Genomic DNA, 18,269 nt, shown 5'->3' with positions numbered 1-18,269 from the left:
AAAAGAGTTGCGAAACCCTTGTCATTCCTGGCTTTTTTGTTTATTCAGCAGCCCCTAATTAAACCCTTTTTATATGAAAAAAAATGAGCTGCCAGGGCAGCTCATTTGAATATGATATATAAAATACCTCAAGACATTACTCACTCCTGGCCGGAAAAGGTTACATTACAAGCAGATAGCAAATTACCATCAGGATCGTTGAAACCAAAACCACCGAAGCCCGGCATTCCAGGAATATAGTTAATACCTGTTACGGTTACTCCCTGCTCTGATAAGAAAGTATGGAACCTGTTAAGGTCCTGAATGTAAAAATCAATAATGCTATGAGTGATGTTTGTATTCGTGTTCTTAAATGATAAACGGCTGGAATCATCGGTTTGCACAAGATAAAGAGTTGGAACTCCTACTCTGTTACCGCCTTGAAGCCGCAGCATAGCCGTGTGTTCATCTTGAGAAATAACTTTCGTCCCCAATATTTTGCTGTACCAATCTATCGACTTTTTTACGTCAGATACAGGTATTTCGATTGTCGCAATTCTCGGGATAATTCTCCACATCACTTCTTCCTCAAACTCTTTACCTACTTTATGCTCGCTAAATGTTTCAGCCATAACATCGAACAACTCCTCTTTAAGTTTTTCTTTTGCCCTTCTTAGCCGGCTCTCCACAGCGCTCAGGGATAAATTTAGGTGCTCACCAATTTCCTTCGCTTTGAATCCGGTTATAAAGTGCATAATAGTAATCAGACGATATTTTTCATCCAGCCGATTAAGAGCATCCCATATTGTGATCTTCATTTCATGTTGCTTAATGAACTCCATTGAGACTTCATGATAATTTTCTGCAAAAGCTACTTCTTCCTTGGAATTTTTTCTTAACCAATCGATACATTGATTTCTCGTGATGGCAGAGATCCACGCCGAGAATTTCTCTCCTTCGTTCATATCCTGAATCTTTGACCACGCTTTGACGAATACCTCCTGGGAGATATCCTCTGAATGCTGAAAGTCCCTTATCTTATTTAAGGCTATGGAATAAACCAAATTTGAATAGCGGTTTACCAATTCTGCGTAGGCCTCATAGTTGCCTCGCGCAGACATTTTTACAAGTGCCTGGTCTGAATGGTCCACCTGTTCACCTCCTCATTAATATAGACGTTGATATAGAGTGAAAACGGTCATCACTTAAAAATTTTCGGGTAATAAAATTGCACTAAACAAAGAGCTGCCAGTTGTACATCAATCGAATATCGATGTTGATATGGATTCTAAAATGAAGCGCTATGTCATGATTTTATCATTTCTGCTTTAACTATTAGCTAATTATCCAGAGTCAACCGCATTTGTTACAGTTGGAGCCAGTATATCCCCGAAAGAAGATCGTGTATCGGCAATAATGTTACAGCTCTCATAATTCGTGTTTCCGCGCAGTATTTTTCTTTCCCGAATTTTCTAGTACAATTGAAGCAAAAGAATAACGGAGGAGTCATGTATGTTTACCACGATCCCGCCCAAGGGCGATTTCACTTTATTCAACAGTGAAGATGAATATATCTCCAAGACGAAAGCTTGGGGCCTTATCTCGGCTTCCGCTAAATCAGCCAAGCATGAGTTTGTATACAAACGAGAAAACAAGACATACAAGGTGATCATTGAAGGGTATGAAACCAATGGATCTCATGAGACTGCGATCGTCTCATTTACCAATGGTGCCCTGCATTGCGTCCATCCCGCTTATTTAAAAGAAATGCAAAGCCCTTCTTTTGGAAAGGATTCTGTATTCAATTCAGCAGCAGAACCCGCCGCCGAAGAGGTTCCTGTTTCAGGGGCTGCGCAACAAAGCAACACCAAAAAAGCTAACAACAAAAAAGAGTCCAAGGAAAAAAAGCAAAAAGAAGTGTTGGATCTGCCAGCTGACAAAGTGTCATTTGAAGCGGTCGTAAAAGAGTTCTCCACCAAATACAACCACTTTACTGAGAGCGAAGATGAGATTTTGATATTGGAGCAGGTTAAAATCGTTGGAGTTAACCCATTGGAGATTGGTGAGGCATGGTGCGGCTACAGTAATACCTTGAAGAAATCAGAGCTGGAAATCGGTGACGCTATTACGTTTAATGCGAAGATCGTCGATAAAAAACTGAACAAAGATATTCGTTACAAAATTAATAATCCGTCTAAAATTACGAAGCAATCATGACATTGGCTTGCATGCAAAGAGGACGCAGTATTTGAACTGTCGTCCTCTTTTTTAACGAACCAACTCTTTTTGCTATTTAAGATTCATAAATGTCAAAGTCATCAGGGTTTTTTTCTTCCATTATCCCCTGTTTCGTGTCAAGCTCCGCCTCCTTTGCATTTGGTCTATTTGCAATCACATTTCCCTGATCATCATATTTTATTTTACTTTTTTTATCATCCATCAACAGTTCCTCCTTAAGTAGTCTTACCCTTAGAGTTCCATATTTCGCTAATTCTAAACGTCATTTTAGGACTTTTAAAGCTTTTGAATTTGGCACAAGGAAACGAATGGATCGTTGACAGAAATAAAAATGAGTTGTAAATTCTAAGATATATGAATATTTTATCTTCTTATTTAAAAAAATCGCCCTCTCGAGAAGAAATATGATCAAATTCAGTCGGTTAAGTAATTTTAATATCCTAAATAATTACAATTAAATCTATTTATTTCCAAAAAATCACTAGCTGAGATATCTTATAAAATTATTTAAGCGGAAAATGGAGGGAATTAAGCGAAACTCCTTAGGAATTAAGCGAAAAAATCGAGAATTAAGCGAAAATGCGATTTAATTAAGCGAAACGATTATTCTTCCTATATATTCCAAAAAGCTGCCTGTTTCAGACAGCTTTTTTTGCAGATCATAGATCAAATTTGATATTTTTCCCTTTTTCGATAATCTTGTCGGATTTATCCACGGCATCGCTTGTTAACAGTTCAACCGATTGAATATCATTGGTGTCTTCAAGAATGAAACCCATATTTCCTTTCTTGACCCCGTTACCTTCAATCTCACCGGTTAATGCTTCGAGGTAAATATCGTCTTCCCATGTTTTGTGTTCCCCGCTGTTCATTTCAAGAGCAGCAATCGGAGTAAATTTTACTGTGTCATTGGATGTATTTTTCACTTCGACGGCAACCTTTACAAAATCAAACTCTTCTTCATGGGTATAAGCATGGAAAAAATCGATCATGCTGTAATCGGGAACGAGGTGCAGCACTTTTATATCTTTAATGACCATTTCAACAGGGCCAACTTTAACAGTCTCATTCACGTGATTATAAGCTTTTAACGTAAGCTCTCCTTTTGCGTCTGTTACTGTTTCCCCTACTGTTACAAGATTAATGTCATCCGTTACTTGCGGATTGGGAACGTAGACATCCTTGTTTGTTTTTGGGGCGGATTTTTCGGTTTGTTCACTTTTATCTGCCTTGTTGTCAGGAGCTTGATTTTCTGTATTGTTTTCTGGAGCGCAGCCAGTAAGAGAGAATAATAAAATAAGGACGAAGAACAATTTTTTCAATGGAATCCCCCTCATATTTCACTATTAAGAAAAGCACCCGCTGCTTTTTAAAGCAACGGGACTTTTTTTATCGTATTCGACTTAATCATCGTGACGTTTCTGTTTATTTCCTAAAATGTCAAAGATAATTTTTGCATGGTCTGTGTTATCGACTTGCCCTGCAAAACGCTCTTTGTATGGACCAAATGCATAAACCGGCACGTCTTCACCAGTATGCCCGCCAGTTGTCCAGCCTGTATGAGAACGTTTGTTAAAGATTTTTTCGATGGCGTCGTCAATAGGTGTTACCTTTTTGGTCGCTGCAGCATCTTTTACAGATTGAATTTCTTCAGGAGTTAATGCTAACAGATTTTGGTCGATATAAGTTTTTAATGTTTGCTCGACATCGGCACCTTTAGCGATTTCAGCCGCCATGAAGTCAGGTGTTCTTTTTGCCGCTCTGATCGGCTCGCCGAACCAGTTATAAATTCCGTCAGCACCAATGGAGTATCCGCCGGTTGAGTGGTCAGCAGTTGCCACAACCAGAGTGTTCTTGTCCTTTTTCGCAAATTCAATTGCTGCTTTATAAGCTCTTTCAAAGTCTTCCATTTCACTCATGGCACTAACGATATCATTGTCATGCCCTGCCCAGTCAATCTGGCTTCCTTCAATCATTAAGAAGAAACCGTCTTTATCTTTGCTTAAGCGATCGATTGCTGATTTTGTCATATCTTCAAGTGATGGTATTTCCTCTGTGCGGTCAATCATTTTTGGAAGGCCGCCAGGAGCAAATAGTCCCAGAATCTGTTGGTTTTTATCGGCTAAAAGCTGAGCTTTGTTGGTAACATAGCTGAAGCCGTCTTTTTTGAATTCTTCACTCAGATTACGGTCAGGCCGTACAAAGTTTGAAGTGCCGCCCCCAAGGAGAACATCAATTTTATGTTTCCCATTAATTAATTCATTATAATAGTCGTCGGCAATAGCATTCATATTTTTGCGGTGTTCATCGTGAGCACCGAATGATGCTGGTGTTGCATGGGTAATTTCGGACGTAGCAACAAGACCTGTTGCCTTGCCACTTTCTTTTGCTGCCTCCAGCACTGTTTTCACTTCAGATTTGTCGTTATCTACTGCAATCGCCGCATTGTAAGTTTTGACACCGGCTGACATCGCAGTTGCTGCTGAAGCGGAGTCGGTTACGTTTTGGGATGGGTCTTCAGGATAAGTCATTTGCTGTCCTACAAGGTATTTATCAAATTCTGTTTTTTCGGCAACAGGTGTATTAGGATCATCTTTTAAATAGCGGTGAGCAGAAGTATAAGATACTCCCATCCCGTCCCCGATCAAGAAAATAACGTTTTTGGCTTTTGCCCTGTTATAATTTCCATCAGCTTGTACATCTGTATGAGAAACTGTTCCGATTAAGCTTCCAATTGCCACTGTAGAAAGAACAGCAATCGGGAGAATCTTTTTTGTGAATTTGCCTTTAAACAATTATAAAACCCCCCTAATTAAATTAATAAAACCAACAGTAATCACTATACTGCAATTGTGTTAATCATTATTTAAGATAACGTAAATTTGTGTTAAAAATGCATTAAAACTTAATGACATATATTTCGAAAACGATTGGAAGATTAACTCTAATTTTATCAGCGGTTTCAGCCTACCGGCTTTACTCTTTTTTATAGAAAGTTTTCGCCGGCAGCGACTCAATATATTATATTATCCTATCTCCAGGAATATAGTGGGTAAGAGAGATCTATTTTAAGGGGGGAAAGCTGATGGTAATTCATGTGGTACAACGGGGGGAAACATTGTGGGCGATTTCCCGGCGATATGGTGTCGCGATTAGTCAAATTGTATCAGCAAACCAGTTGGAAAATCCGGACAGATTGGTGGTCGGGCTCGCTCTTGTGATTCCTGTTGCTTACCGGTCGCATGTGGTCAGGTCCGGTGAGACATTGTGGATGATCGCGCAAAGATACGGAACGACGGTTCAGGCGATTGTCCAGACAAACCGGATTAGTGATCCCTCACGAATCAGCCCGGGAATGGTGTTAGTCATACCGGCAAGAACACATACTGTCCAACGCGGAGAAACCTTATGGCAAATTGCACAGCGATATGGGACGACGGTTCAAGAGATCATCAGGGCAAATCAAATTCAAGATCCAAATGCGATATTCCCTGGAACTGTTTTAACCATCCCTTTTAGAAAGCCTGTCATTGACGTCAACGCTTATACGATCAATACAGGAGAAAGAGGAGCCAGGGAAGTTCGCGAGGTAGGCCGATATTTAACTTATTGGACGCCTTTTGCTTATAGAATGCGGGAAGACGGCGGGTTGGATGCCATCAATGACACACCGATTATTCAAGCTGCTGTGGCAGAGCGGGTTGTTCCGATGCTCTGTATCACCAACTTCACGGCGACAGATCCGGGGTCCCGTCTTGCGCATACCATCCTTGCCAACACAGAGATCCAGGACCGGTTATTAACCAATATTCTAAATATAATGAGAGAAAAAGGGTACAGGGGACTAAATGTTGATTTTGAAAATGTTTATCCAGCTGACCGTGAGTTGTACAATCAATTTTTGCAGCGTACGGTTGACCGTCTGCATCCTGAAGGATACTTTGTTTCGACAGCAGTTGCACCAAAAACGAGCGGGGAGCAAAAAGGCTTGTTATATGAAGCCCATGATTACCCTGCACATGGCAGAATCGTTGATTTCGTGATATTGATGACATATGAATGGGGCTACAGGTTGGGGCCGCCACAGGCGATTTCGCCGCTCAACCAAATAAGGCGGGTTCTTGATTATGCTGTCACTGTCATTCCAAGAAACAAGATTTTCTTTGGCTTCCAAATTTACGCGCGCGACTGGGTTCTCCCCCATGTCCAGGGACAAGAAGCGGAAACATTCAGCCCGCAGGAAGCCGTACGCCGGGCGATTCAATACGGAGCTGCGATTCAATATGACCCGGTCGCGCAGTCACCGTTTTTCCGCTACACCGATGCCCAGGGACGCGGCCATGAAGTCTGGTTTGAGGATGCCCGCAGCGCCCAGGCCAAATTTGACACAGTCAAAGACTACCGCTTGGCCGGAATCAGCTACTGGGTACTCGGCTATCCATTCCCGCAAAATTGGCTGCTTCTCGAAGACAACTTTACGATCCGGAAATTGCGGTAGGAATACTCACCGCCACCCTTTAAAACAAGGCAAACTGCAAACTTATTAATGAAGATTTTATTTTATAGCGAAAATCCACCAAAATATGATAAAAAAATCTTCTATTTTATTTCTCTTTCCTATATAATAACCTGAACTACTTATTAGGGGTAATGCTTAACGTGGAATTACAACAAATAGAAAAAATTGTTGATGAATTGCTATTAAGATCTCGAAGTAATGTAAGTGTAAAGTTGGAAGCCTTTTTCCCGGGTGACCGGTTTGTTGGAGGAAAATACAACTTAGGTTCACATACAATCACGATGTACATTGAGGAAATTAAAAATCAATGTTTACGGATTTTCGGTTCTTTAGATAAATTCACAGAGTACTTTATGGTTGTCTTCGCCCATGAACTCGGCCATGCAGAGGACAAAGAGCTTGATGAACTTTCTTTTCAACTGGAAACTTGCAAAAGTGAGCTGGAAAAGAAGAAAATCGCTTTAAAAATAGAGGAAAATGCATGGGTGTATGCCAGAAAAATAACACCAGAAATTGATGAACCAGTTTTCGAAACGATTGTCTTTCGTTCAACAGAATCTTACAGGAGAGGTATTGAACTAGAAACTGCATAAATGCAATATAATAGGGAGAAAGCCCTGGCTTCAAAGCACGAGGGCTTTCTCCCTTAATTATTTCAAAACTTAATCGTTGTTCCGGTTATTTCTTGCTTTACCGCCTTTTTCACCGATCTCTTCATAAAAGTCCCGATCATGATTTTTTGAAGTAGCTTCTCCACCTTTTTGACCAATCTCCTGGTAGAATTCCTTGTCATGATTTTCGGAAGTAGCTTCCCCGCCTTTTCGGCCAATTTCCTGATAGAATTCTTTGTCGTGATTCCTTGAAGTAGCTTCTCCGCCCATACGACCTGCTTCTTCCCTGCTCATTTTGTTGTCGTTATTGTTTGCCATGATAAAACCACTCCTTTTATTAGATTTTGTAACAATGGTTACAGTCTTTTATTAGCCTTTTAATAGAGCATTAAACTGAATAATCTAAACATTTTCCGAGCAATTCATGGGCTTGTACCCTATTTGTGCTTGTATTGATTTATAATGGAAAATTTCCTCTCTCGCTCTAAAAGATTTTGCAACTTTTTTAAAAACATCCAAAAAATCGAATACTAATCCTAAACCAGATAGTTTCAGAATAAAAGATTTTATTAAAGAAAATGGGGTAAGAAGAACATAACAGGTGAGTGCACCAATTCATATAAGGAGCCGACGATGTGGATGAATTAAAATTAACAAAACACCGACTTTTTCCTCTGCCTGATCGTCCATGGTTAATGATTCAAAGATGGGATCATGTTTTCTTTTATCATTGGGCTATACCGTCATCTCTCCTTAAGGATCACATACCAAAACAACTTGAGCTTGATGAGTTTGATGGGGTTGCCTGGCTGGGCATTGTCCACTTTGAGGTTAATAAACTAAAGGTTAGAGGGATCCCCCGTTTCCCGTTTCTCGAAGGATTTCTGGAATTAAACGTACGTACGTATGTAAAATATCGCGGGAAACCGGGGATTTATTTTTTTAACCTTGATGCTTCAAGTCCTATCGTCGTGTTTTTGGCGAAAACAGGCTATCTATTACCATATAGAAAAGCAGAGCTCAATTCCTTAAAAACAGAAAAGGGGTTCAAGTTTAGAAATAAACGGATAGTTTCTAAGGAAAAAACGGAAAAATTTTCTGCGATCATACAGCAGACTGAGGCCCTCTATTACAGTCAAGAGGGCAGCTTAGATCATTGGTTAACGGAACGATATTGTGCATGGACGAGCATTGGGAGCAAGTTATGCAGAGTGGATATACATCATCTAAAGTGGAGATTAAGCAGAGCGAAAGCTGAAATTAAAGCGAACACAATGGCTTCTTTTTTACCTTCATGGAGATTCGATACAGAACCGCTGGTACATTATTCTCCATCTAAAGAGGCTTATTTTTGGCCACTTAAACTGGAAGTACATTAGAATTAATGATTATTGATTAAGCATAAAATCTACGTACAAGGGTTGACATTTACTCTATATTAATCCTTTTCTGTTAATCAAAATTAGCCCCGCGATAATCAGCAGCATACCCAAAATGGCGATGATGCTTAGCATATGCCCAAATATAAAGTAATCCAACAAAGCAGTGATTGGCGGTACACAATACAGTAAACTTGTTACATTTGTGAGATTGCCGATCCGAATCAAATAGAACAGGAGCATCGAAGCACCGATTGAGATCACCAACACCATCCAGGCAAGGGCAAGCCAGAACGTGATTGTCCAGTTGACGGACGATGACTCGAAAATCGGCGTTAACAGGAGTAATACGACGGATCCTCCTGTATATTGAATCGCCAAATTAGTGGGCATGCTTACTGTGACGCGCTTCTGCAAAATGGTCCCGGTAGTAATAGAGGCAAGCGATAGAAGCGCACTGCTTATTCCAAAGGCTGAAAGGGTTCCGGCGAAAATACTATCACCGACAACTAAAACCAAGCCAGCTATCCCCAATATTAACCCTGCCCATTTGCCGAAATTTGTTTTTTGCCTGGTTGCAATAGCCGTTAAAATTGGCTGTGCCCCAAGTATGATAGATAAGATTCCCGGCGAGACGTCGTACGCTAACGCCAAAAAGAAAAAGACCTGGTAGCCAGCTTGTAAAAACAAGCCCGTAATCAATATATTTCGCCATTCTGCAAAACTTTTTGGAATGGGAGATTTTATTAATAAACAAATTAGCCACATGATCAGCATCGATAACACAAAACGAAGTGATACAAAAGCGAAAGGGGTTGAATCATGCAAACCAAGTTCAACGAATATTGCACCGCTGCTCCATAACAGAACAAATAAAACTGGTATTAAACTATTTTTCAACTCAGGTTTTGGATTAGGTATCCTCTTAATTTGTTCGATCATGGTTAAGCTCCCCCCTTTACGCAATTTCCCCTATGCTTAGGGCTGGCATTGCAGCAGTATTTGCAATCAAATCTTTTGGTAAACCTCCATCAACTATCATTACGCATTTCAATCCCATGATCTTTCCCATTAAAAAATACTTCAATAATCATATAAAAATGCATATACAGCTACACTATGTATTACTCTCTCTTTATAAGTTAGCATAATAAAATGGCAGAGATAAGGCCCAAAAATGGCGAAGTTGACGATATGTCTGAAAAGTTGATGATAAATTGGCCGAACTTGACGATATATCTGCAAAGTTGACGATAAAACGGTCGAACTTGATGATATATCTGAAAGTTGACGATAAAACGGTCAAACTTGATGATATATCTGCAAAGTTGATGATAAAACAGTCGAACTTGATGATATATCTGGAGAGTTGGTTCATACAATCTTTTTGATGCCAATTAATTTATGAACACGGGAATACACTTTAAAAGGGGGCAGCCTCAGTATTTATGAGTCTGCCCCCTTCGATTAGGAAATCGTAATCGATTTTTCGGCTATTACGCCATTTGCTTCTACCTTTAATATAATCTGGCCTTTTTCCAATCCAGTCAGTTGTCCGGTTGCAGTGTCAAAAACAGCAATGTATTTCTTTGATTCTTTGGCCTTAATCAGGGCTTCACCTGTACCAATAAAGACATTTTCGCTTCCGGTCCAATTGACACTTGCCGGGTACCGGAGCGGAAAATTCAAGCTTCCTGCTTGATGTCCGGTAGCCTTTACTTCGGCTGTCTCCCCGGTTGTTACCGATTCCGGCGCCTCCATTGTTACACGTTCAAGCAGTGGATTTACCTCGGCATTTATCCATTCTGTGTCATGAATAGGGCTCTGTTCACTCGATTTTTCCGGTCCTTTTGCTTTTGAAGGAACAGGTGTCGGGTCGATGCCAAACATCGTCCATGCATAAAACCCGCCTTCATCAGCCGGACCGTATGGTGTTTTTCCGGCAGGACCAACAACCATATAAGGAACTCCGTCCACTCGCTCTACATTTACATTATGGGCGTGTCCGGATATATAAATAGCCCCTTTTCCATTCGAATCTTCTTTAAATTTCGTTAACCAGGTTTCAATCAGTTCTGCTTCTTTTCGGTCAGTTAATTGGCTGTTCTTTGTTGACAGTGGATCCCGGGTTGGATGGTGACCGAAGACGACGAGATTCTTAATCTCCGGTTCAGTTGCTGCTGTCTCCAATGTTCGTTTTAATTCTATTAATTGTTCAAAATCCGAGGTACGGAAGCTTCCGGTTGATGAATCAAGAAGAACAAATTGCGTACCTTTGTGTTTAAAAGAAAACCTGTTTTCTTTAAATGTTTGCATAAAATTGTCCAAATTGCCGGTACCCATGATTTCATGATTTCCGGGAACATAGTAAATTGGAAGCTGATCGCCGACTTCTTCTTCCAATATCTGCTTAGCTAGCGCAAAGTCTTCAGGATAGGCAGTATCAACGAGGTCACCGCCAATGATTAAAAATTCAGGTTTTTCCTTAACGATTTGCTTTAAACTTTCCCTGGCGAGCCGTACTTGCTGGCTGTCAGGTGATTTTCCGACAAATTGACTGTCAGCCATGACGGCAAACTTCCAGCGATCCTCCGCAATATTTGTGTTTTGCAGCACAAGCGGATCTTCTTTTTCCGACACTACCGGCACCTCAACAGCCGGACTCACTTTGACTGCCAAATCATCATAGACGAGCTCGCCTGTATATTGTTTCGCTTTGTTTGTTTCAATCGCGCCAATCGTTCTTAACTCAAGCGGATAAGAAACACCTGCAGGCACTGGAATTTCAATTTGTTTCCATCCTGTCCAAGTAACATAAGGGCCGTAAAGATAATGATTGCTTCCATCAGCGCCGCGTGTCGTAAATGACATCCATTCCCCTTTTCCGTCACCTTTGACCCACATGCTGATCGATTGCGGTTCACCTGGAAGGATAATCGGTTTAATGGGATGAATATTAGCCGTCCGCGTTCCCGTTGATTTCGTAAAGTCAAATCTAACTTTGATCCCGCTCCCGCTCAAGCCCTCCCCTTTTTCAACCGTTCCCGTGCCGCGGGCGGAGGAAAAGCGCCACTCTGACAAATCTTCCATTTTCGAGACGTACTCTGTTTTTAATCCGACTGTGACTGGAAGATATGCTTTCTTGTCATTTACTGTGAGTGTTACTAGAGACGATCCTTCATTAACCTTTGTACTGACGGAAAACGTGCCTTCCGCCGTCATTTGAATATCGATGATTGATTGGTCATAATCCCGGCTAACGTCTTGAGGTTCAATAGGTGCTGAATAACCGTTCTTATCATATCCAATGAGCGCAAATTGACCAGTCGCCCCTTCCGCAAGCCCAAGTCTTGGAATATTTGCTTCTATTCGTTCCAGTTCACTTAGCACATAGACGGGACTTGTTCCTTTTACGCCTGTGGCTTGAGCTTCTACATCCGCTTTACCTGGCTTTTTGGTACGGAAAATCCCGTCTTTTTCAAACTTTCCAATGGAACCGGGTTTGGTATTCCACTTGATTTCCTCGGTCTCAACAACAGGTTCGTAAGCATCATCGAAACCGGCTGCAGAAAAATTCCGTGTCAATCCAGGGAATACACGATTTGAATTTTCCAGGTTTGACTGTGTCGATACTTTAAACCCTGTCAAGATGCCATTGCCCTTTTCTGTAAAGATGCCAATTCCATTAGGTACCGCCCGTTCAGTTCCGTCGGAAGGACTATTGACCACTTCCGCATGATCTTTGCCGGGTGTCCGTGCCACCATGGTTGTGGAACCGCCGCCGTCGAGATTAAGGGCATGATGTGCTCCGAACTCCTTCATAAGTGAGCCCATTTCGCGAAGAGTCATACCGCGGCTGCTTGCTTGACGGCCATCAACTGTTACTAAATACATCTGTTTACCATCAGCAGAGTAACCAACAGCCGTACGGGGAGCGGTTACTTGATCGTCCAGGGTTTGAACTTGTCCGTCTTTAACAAGAACCGGATTTCCACCAATCGCAAATTCGAATGGTTTCCCATTTGGAACCTTTGGAGAATATTTGACCGATATCTCATCCCCTGCTTGTAGCTGCTTTAAGATGGATGCGCCTGATTCGCGGCCTACCAATACAAAAGAATTTTCAGCGATTTTGCCGCTCGTAATATGATCATGGCTTTCTGCCACTTTACCGTTTTCAACAATTACTTCATGGACTGAACCGCTATTGCTTACTGCTCCGCTTCTGGAAGCTTCTCCCCAATGCGCAGAATACAAGCCAATGCCATTTGCCGGGATGCTGCTTTGGTTGAATGACGAGAGATGATGCTCGCTCCCATGAAAAGTGATGACACCTTCGAGGAAAATTTGTGCAAGCTGCCCAATTCCGTCAGCATTGATACCAGCTGCCTGCTCCCATCCTGGCTCCGGTCCTTTGACGAGATTTCCACTTTGAATCTCTGCACCAAGCGGGGCTTTCGTACCGTTAATATCAAAAAAGTCACCATTAACGCCGGCTATTGCACCATTGCGCTTCGCTGTTTCCGATAATCTCTCAGCTTTTGATACGACACCCGGTTGAAGAAGATCTGCGGTTACTGCTTTGTTCCCCAAATCTACTTTCAGCATTTCTCCATTGATCCAGCCGCGGGCATCAAATCGCTCAAAGGTTGTCATTTCAACACCCGTTCCGATACGTTCAGTATGCTTATTTGTTACAAGTGTTGCACTGTCCGGGTTTTCAATAACAGTTTGCGGTTCATCCCGTTTTGAAGACTGCGCAGGACGCTCGTCAAGAACAGGGGACCATTCAGCATTTTTAGCTGATTTCGCCAGAGTCGGTGATACAGTACCCGCCATTAGTGAGATAACAAGACACCAAATGAATAAAAATCGCAGTTTAGACACAGTACTCCTCCTAGTATAATGAGATCATCCTTCTCTATTAAACTAGCAACTGTTTTTTAATCTGCAATGAATTTCGTGTAAATATTTTCATTATTACAAAAACAGTCCATAATACCCAATCATAAGTAAAAAAAGGCTTCAATCCCGAATTAATTACGTGATTGAAGCCTTTTTTATATTCTCATAGTTTTCCGCAGCTTTAATTTTGTCCCTCCAGTTTCTTGTAATGCCCGATCTTTTCTTCGATCTTCTCAAGGTTTTCCGCCAGTTCTTCCATTTCATCCAAAACTTTTCTTTGATGCATCTCCAACAATTCTCGTCTTGCCGTTATTGTAGATTCTCCCTGACTTCGCAAATCGGAAAAACGCTTCATGTCGTTAACTGCCATCCCTGTGATTCGCAAACGGATTAAAAAATGAATCCACGATATATCAGTTTCTGAAAACTGGCGATATCCATGTTCATTCCGCGCTACTCCATTGAGCAGCCCAATTTTTTCATAATACCGCAACGTATGTCCACTCAGATCGGTGATCATTGAAACTTGCTGAATCGTAAATGATTTTTCCATGTCTATCATTATAACAAAAGTATTGCTTTAGAGTGCACTCTAAAGTGTAGCATTAATCATGAATTGGTGCTGGACAAATAGGGGAGCGCCGTTCTGCCCAGGATTTTTACTATTAGGAGGAAAAAGAAATGATTAATGAACGTTATCAGCGTGGTTGGCAGAAGCTTATGGAAATAGACGGGGAAGGGGGACAACGTGTAATAGAATCACTAAAAGATATTGCTCCTGATCTTGGTCAATATGTTGTTGAATTTGCCTTTGGCGATATTTATTCTCGGGAAGGACTGGATTTGCAACAACGCCAACTGGTTACAATCGCATCACTCACTACCCAGGGCGGCTGCGAACCACAACTCCGTGTCCATATCAATGCTGCACTCAATGTTGGCCTTTCGCCAGATGCGATAGTAGAAGCGATTATGCACTGTGCTCCTTATACCGGATTTCCACGAGTGCTCAATGCAATCTTTGTCGCAAAACAAATTTTTGAGGAGCGTAATTTCGAAAATTAGGTTTTCCAATTTTCGCAAAATCATCTACTTCGAAGCTAAAAGAAAATGATGGTGACTTAAAGCTATTGAGGTTAAAAGAATGAATTAAAAAAGAGCTCATTCCCGTTTAAGGTGATGAGCTTTCTGATTTTATTATCTAAACCAGCCCTTTTCTTTTGACTGCGAAATGGCTTCGATTCGATTCGTTACTTCCAGTTTTTCCAGAATCGTTGAAATATAGTTTCGGACTGTTCCCGCTTTAATGCTGAGCTGATCAGCGATTTCTTTCGTATTTTTCCCATCGGCTATAAGTTCGAGAACTTCCTTCTCCCGCTCGGTAAGAGGGTTTTCTTCACTGTATACATCATCCATCAGCTCTGGAGCATAAATGCGCCTTCCAGCCATGACACTGCGGATTGAGCTCGCCAATTCCTCGCTCGGGCTGTCTTTTAATAAATAGGCGCTAACCCCGGCTTTCAATGCCCGTTGGAAATAGCCAGTGCGGGCGAATGTTGTAAGTATGATCACTTTGACGCCTGTTCCTTTTAGCTGTTCAGCCGCCTCAAGCCCGCTCATTTCAGGCATTTCAATATCCATAATACAAACATCCGGTTCGGATTGCTGCACGAGAGTGAGGGCTTCCCTTCCGTTACCGGCCTTGCCGACTACTTCCATATCCTCTTCCAAATCAAGCAGTGAACCTAACGCTCCCAATACCATGCGCTGATCTTCGGCAATGACAATTCGAATCATCCAAGCTCCTCCTTTTCAATTTGCTTAACAACATTTGGTACCTTTATGATTAACGTTGTTCCATCCTGTGTGAAAATTTCAAGGCTTCCGTTAACAAATTCCAATCTTTCTTTCATCCCAATCAGCCCATACCCTTTTGTAAAGGCTGCTTCGGTCACATTGCCAATTCCATCATCCCGAACGGTGATCACAATCTCATGCAGTGATTGCTCAATCGAGATATAACAGTTAGAAGCGCCGCTATGCTTGACAACATTATTGACAGCTTCTTTCAAACACATGCTTAACATATTCTCAGTCAGCAGCGAAACGTCCGTGAGCGTAAAATCTTCTTCACATACAAAATTAATTTGCGCTGCTTTCAGTATTTGTTTGACGCGGGTGATTTCCTCTTTCAATCTTATACCGCGCATTTGCGAGACCATCTTCCTTACTTCATTCAACGCCGTTCTGGCGGTCTGTTGAATATCCTTTAATTCATCCCGGGCTTGTTCAGGGTCTTTATGAATTAATTTTCGCGCCAAATCGCTCTTCAGGCCAATGAGTGAGAGCCTTTGTCCCAGTGTATCATGGAGATCACGGGCAATTCGCTGCCGCTCTTCAATTTTCACCAGTTCGGCGATCCTTTTATTCGCATCTTCGAGTTTTTCTTCAAGCTGCCCCCGTTGTTTTCGATTATACAGATTAAATGGCAGAAGGATAACACTAATCCAAATGATAATGACAAATGGCAATTGCTTTAAGAACAATTCCTCCTGCAGGACAAATTTATAGTTTATCGCAACGGTGTAGCTGACTAAATGGATAATGTAGATCGCGATAAAAGCCCCGCGCGTTTTTATATTGCCGATAAAATAAGCAATGTAAAATGCAAAATAGACATAATTAAAAAGGTAAGTCGATGAAACGGAAATGCCGATCAAGATGCACGACCATAAATAAACGGACCATCCCTGCGAAATAAAAGCAATGCGAAAGCTGATAAAGAATAAAATCGTCAACAAAATTCCAACAATAATTTCGATCATCGACGATGATTGGAAAATAAAATAAAACGGCAATATGCTAAGAACGGCCCAAAAATAAGGGGAAATGCCATTATTTTTTTGGAAGATCTTATACTTATTTTTCATTGCTAAACCCACTTTTCCGGCATTTGTACTAAAAAAGGGCTTGCTAACTTATCCAAATGAAAAGTTATAAGCCCTTTCTATCCATGATATACGTTTCGTACATAAATTGTACAGCCTTAGATTAATTGGACTCTGCACCCTTTAATTTAGATAACGACTTGATGCGCCCAAACCCTACAAATTTTTTGTTTTGCTCGTCCCACAGGCGGAATTTCAAAGAGCTTAAGCTTGTTGCCAGCGTAATCGTGGGCACATTCTGCAACGGGGCCGTGTTATTGTGTACCGTTTCAAGTTTATAGTTCGGCACCCGCGGGCTTAAATGGTGGACATGATGATACCCAATGTTTCCTGTCAGCCATTGCAGAAGCTTAGGAAGCTTGTAAAAAGAACTTCCTTCAACGGCGGCTTTCACGTACTCCCAGTCTTTATCTTCTTCAAAATAAGAATCCTCAAATGTATGTTGCACGTAAAAAAGCCAGATACCGAGAGATCCTGAAATAAAGAAAATTGGGCCCTGAACGAGAAGGAAAGACTCCCAGCCGAGCGTCCAGCAAAGCAGGGCGGCCAAAGCAAGTGCGGAAAGATTTGTAATATAAGTGTTCAAGCGCTCTTTCAACCTCGCGCCTTTTCTGTTAAACCTGTTCTTTATAAGAAAGGCATATATTGGTCCCAAGCCAAACATGACAAATGGATTGCGATACAACCGATAAGCTACACGGCTCCAAAATGGAGCTTCCAGGTATTCATCGACCGTGAGCACCCATATATCCCCGGTACCGCGTTTATCCAGGTTGCTGCTTGTTGCATGATGGACAGAATGGTCGTGTTGCCATTGACTATATGGGAATAAGGTTAAAATTCCGGTTATCGTGCCAAGAATCTTGTTAGCACGGCGGTTTTTAAAGAAAGAGTGATGACAACAGTCATGAAAAATAATAAACATCCGCACTAAAAATCCCGCGGCAATGACTGAAAATCCTAAAGACAGGAAATAAGAAATGGACAGGCTTTGATAAGCAAGGAACCATAGCAGAAAAAAAGGGGCAAATGTATTGATAAGCTGCCATATACTATCTTTCAAATTAGATCTCTCATATGGGGCAACTTGCTTTCTTAACGTCATTTGTTTTTGTTTTGTCATTTTTCGTTATTTCCCTTCCATAATAGATAAATCCTATTATAACGTTCTTAATCGTTTGTTTGCAGTCATAACTGTCATGTACAAAGCATGATAAATATCATATAGGAGGGAAATGCCTTGTCGTTTTAAAACGTGACACCACCCACGGCTGAAGCCGTGGGCTTCTTTTCTTGCTATTACCTTGCTTATTTCAGGTAATTTTTCTGGAATCACAAAAAGTAGATCTTCTATTAAAAGATGCACTTGTTTTCCAACCTATATACAAAACAATGGCAAGCTACTCTGGATTAAATCGCAGAAATCGGAGGTTTACCCATATCAAATTTGGATTCAGCTCTGCATCTCGAGTTCCGCTCGTAAATCTCGAGTTCCGCTCGTAAATCTCAAATTCCGCTCGTAAATCTCGAGTTCCGCTCGTAAATCTTAAATTCCGCTCGTAAATCTCAAGTTCCGCTCGTAAATCTCGAGTTCCGCTCGTAAATCTCGAGTTCCGCTCGTAAATCTCAAATTCCGCTCGTAAATCTCGAGTTCCGCTCGTAAATCTCGAGTTCCGCTCGTAAATCTCAA

16 protein-coding genes and 1 pseudogene are annotated in these 18,269 nt (G+C 41.4%); 5 read left to right on the top strand and 12 right to left on the bottom strand.

The annotated features are described in order from the left end of the window. Nucleotides 1-140: 140 nt before the first annotated feature. Nucleotides 141-1,130 carry a sigma-70 family RNA polymerase sigma factor gene (locus tag CU633_RS02660; protein WP_101658185.1) on the bottom strand — a complete coding sequence of 330 codons (990 nt, stop codon included), beginning with the start codon at nucleotides 1,128-1,130 and terminating at the stop codon, nucleotides 141-143. Nucleotides 1,131-1,491: 361 nt separating this feature from the next. On the opposite strand from CU633_RS02660, the gene CU633_RS02655 reads away from it, so the two are divergent. After that, nucleotides 1,492-2,196 (top strand): hypothetical protein, encoded by a 705-nt coding sequence (locus CU633_RS02655; protein WP_101658184.1) that lies wholly within the window; start codon nucleotides 1,492-1,494, stop codon nucleotides 2,194-2,196. Nucleotides 2,197-2,272: 76 nt separating this feature from the next. Here CU633_RS02655 and CU633_RS22670 read toward each other — a convergent pair whose 3' ends face one another. The 3 genes from CU633_RS22670 to CU633_RS02645 form a co-directional block, all read right to left on the bottom strand. Beyond that, nucleotides 2,273-2,419 (bottom strand): hypothetical protein, encoded by a 147-nt coding sequence (locus CU633_RS22670; protein WP_180954834.1) that lies wholly within the window; start codon nucleotides 2,417-2,419, stop codon nucleotides 2,273-2,275. 457 nt (nucleotides 2,420-2,876) lie between these two features. Continuing rightward, complete coding sequence (locus CU633_RS02650; protein WP_101658183.1) at nucleotides 2,877-3,539, bottom strand: membrane lipoprotein lipid attachment site-containing protein; 663 nt, start codon at nucleotides 3,537-3,539, stop codon at nucleotides 2,877-2,879. An 81-nt stretch (nucleotides 3,540-3,620) separates the two neighbouring features. Beyond that, complete coding sequence (locus CU633_RS02645; RefSeq protein WP_101658182.1) at nucleotides 3,621-5,012, bottom strand: alkaline phosphatase; 1,392 nt, start codon at nucleotides 5,010-5,012, stop codon at nucleotides 3,621-3,623. Between the two features lie 290 nt (nucleotides 5,013-5,302). On the opposite strand from CU633_RS02645, the gene CU633_RS02640 reads away from it, so the two are divergent. Further along, the gene (locus tag CU633_RS02640; protein WP_101658181.1) at nucleotides 5,303-6,715 is read left to right on the top strand and encodes a LysM peptidoglycan-binding domain-containing protein; all 1,413 of its coding nucleotides are present in this window, start codon (nucleotides 5,303-5,305) and stop codon (nucleotides 6,713-6,715) included. A gap of 152 nt (nucleotides 6,716-6,867) precedes the next feature. After that, nucleotides 6,868-7,329, top strand: coding sequence for a hypothetical protein (locus tag CU633_RS02635; protein ID WP_374703339.1), 462 nt, complete (start codon nucleotides 6,868-6,870; stop codon nucleotides 7,327-7,329). 75 nt (nucleotides 7,330-7,404) lie between these two features. On the opposite strand, the pseudogene CU633_RS02630 reads toward CU633_RS02635, so the two are convergent. Next, nucleotides 7,405-7,665 (bottom strand): annotated as a pseudogene (locus CU633_RS02630) (KGG domain-containing protein); the annotation flags it as partial. 317 nt (nucleotides 7,666-7,982) lie between these two features. Between CU633_RS02630 and CU633_RS02625 the strand changes: the two are divergent. Beyond that, entirely contained in the window at nucleotides 7,983-8,726 is a 744-nt protein-coding gene (locus CU633_RS02625; RefSeq protein WP_101658178.1) for a YqjF family protein, read from the top strand. Between the two features lie 54 nt (nucleotides 8,727-8,780). On the opposite strand, the gene CU633_RS02620 is transcribed toward CU633_RS02625, so the two are convergent. From CU633_RS02620 to CU633_RS02610, 3 genes are all read right to left on the bottom strand, one after another. Further along, nucleotides 8,781-9,668: a DMT family transporter gene (locus CU633_RS02620; RefSeq protein ID WP_101658177.1), complete on the bottom strand. Its 888-nt coding sequence runs from the start codon at nucleotides 9,666-9,668 to the stop codon at nucleotides 8,781-8,783. A 525-nt stretch (nucleotides 9,669-10,193) separates the two neighbouring features. Next, the gene (locus tag CU633_RS02615) at nucleotides 10,194-13,613 is read right to left on the bottom strand and encodes a phosphodiester glycosidase family protein (protein ID WP_101658176.1); all 3,420 of its coding nucleotides are present in this window, start codon (nucleotides 13,611-13,613) and stop codon (nucleotides 10,194-10,196) included. 199 nt (nucleotides 13,614-13,812) lie between these two features. Continuing rightward, nucleotides 13,813-14,184: a MerR family transcriptional regulator gene (locus CU633_RS02610; RefSeq protein ID WP_101658187.1), complete on the bottom strand. Its 372-nt coding sequence runs from the start codon at nucleotides 14,182-14,184 to the stop codon at nucleotides 13,813-13,815. Nucleotides 14,185-14,312: 128 nt separating this feature from the next. On the opposite strand from CU633_RS02610, the gene CU633_RS02605 reads away from it, so the two are divergent. Continuing rightward, a complete protein-coding gene (locus CU633_RS02605; protein ID WP_180954833.1) occupies nucleotides 14,313-14,696 on the top strand; it encodes a carboxymuconolactone decarboxylase family protein in 384 nt (127 codons plus the stop codon). A gap of 132 nt (nucleotides 14,697-14,828) precedes the next feature. Here the strand turns inward: CU633_RS02605 and CU633_RS02600 are convergent, their stop codons facing one another. From CU633_RS02600 to CU633_RS22665, 4 genes are all read right to left on the bottom strand, one after another. Then, entirely contained in the window at nucleotides 14,829-15,428 is a 600-nt protein-coding gene (locus tag CU633_RS02600; RefSeq protein ID WP_101658175.1) for a response regulator transcription factor, read from the bottom strand. Continuing rightward, the gene (locus CU633_RS02595; protein ID WP_101658174.1) at nucleotides 15,425-16,561 is read right to left on the bottom strand and encodes a sensor histidine kinase; all 1,137 of its coding nucleotides are present in this window, start codon (nucleotides 16,559-16,561) and stop codon (nucleotides 15,425-15,427) included. Before CU633_RS02595 ends, CU633_RS02600 begins: the two co-directional genes overlap by 4 nt. Before the next feature lie 121 nt (nucleotides 16,562-16,682). Further along, the gene (locus CU633_RS02590; RefSeq protein ID WP_101658173.1) at nucleotides 16,683-17,702 is read right to left on the bottom strand and encodes a fatty acid desaturase; all 1,020 of its coding nucleotides are present in this window, start codon (nucleotides 17,700-17,702) and stop codon (nucleotides 16,683-16,685) included. A gap of 277 nt (nucleotides 17,703-17,979) precedes the next feature. After that, nucleotides 17,980-18,269 (bottom strand): hypothetical protein (locus CU633_RS22665; protein WP_180954832.1); only part of this gene is annotated, 290 nt, incomplete at its 5' end.

Source organism: Bacillus sp. V3-13, assembly GCF_002860165.1.
Classification (GTDB): Bacteria; Bacillota; Bacilli; order Bacillales; family Cytobacillaceae; genus Bacillus_BJ.
Note: the sequence above shows the minus strand (reverse complement) of the source record. Positions and strands in the feature narration are given on the sequence as shown.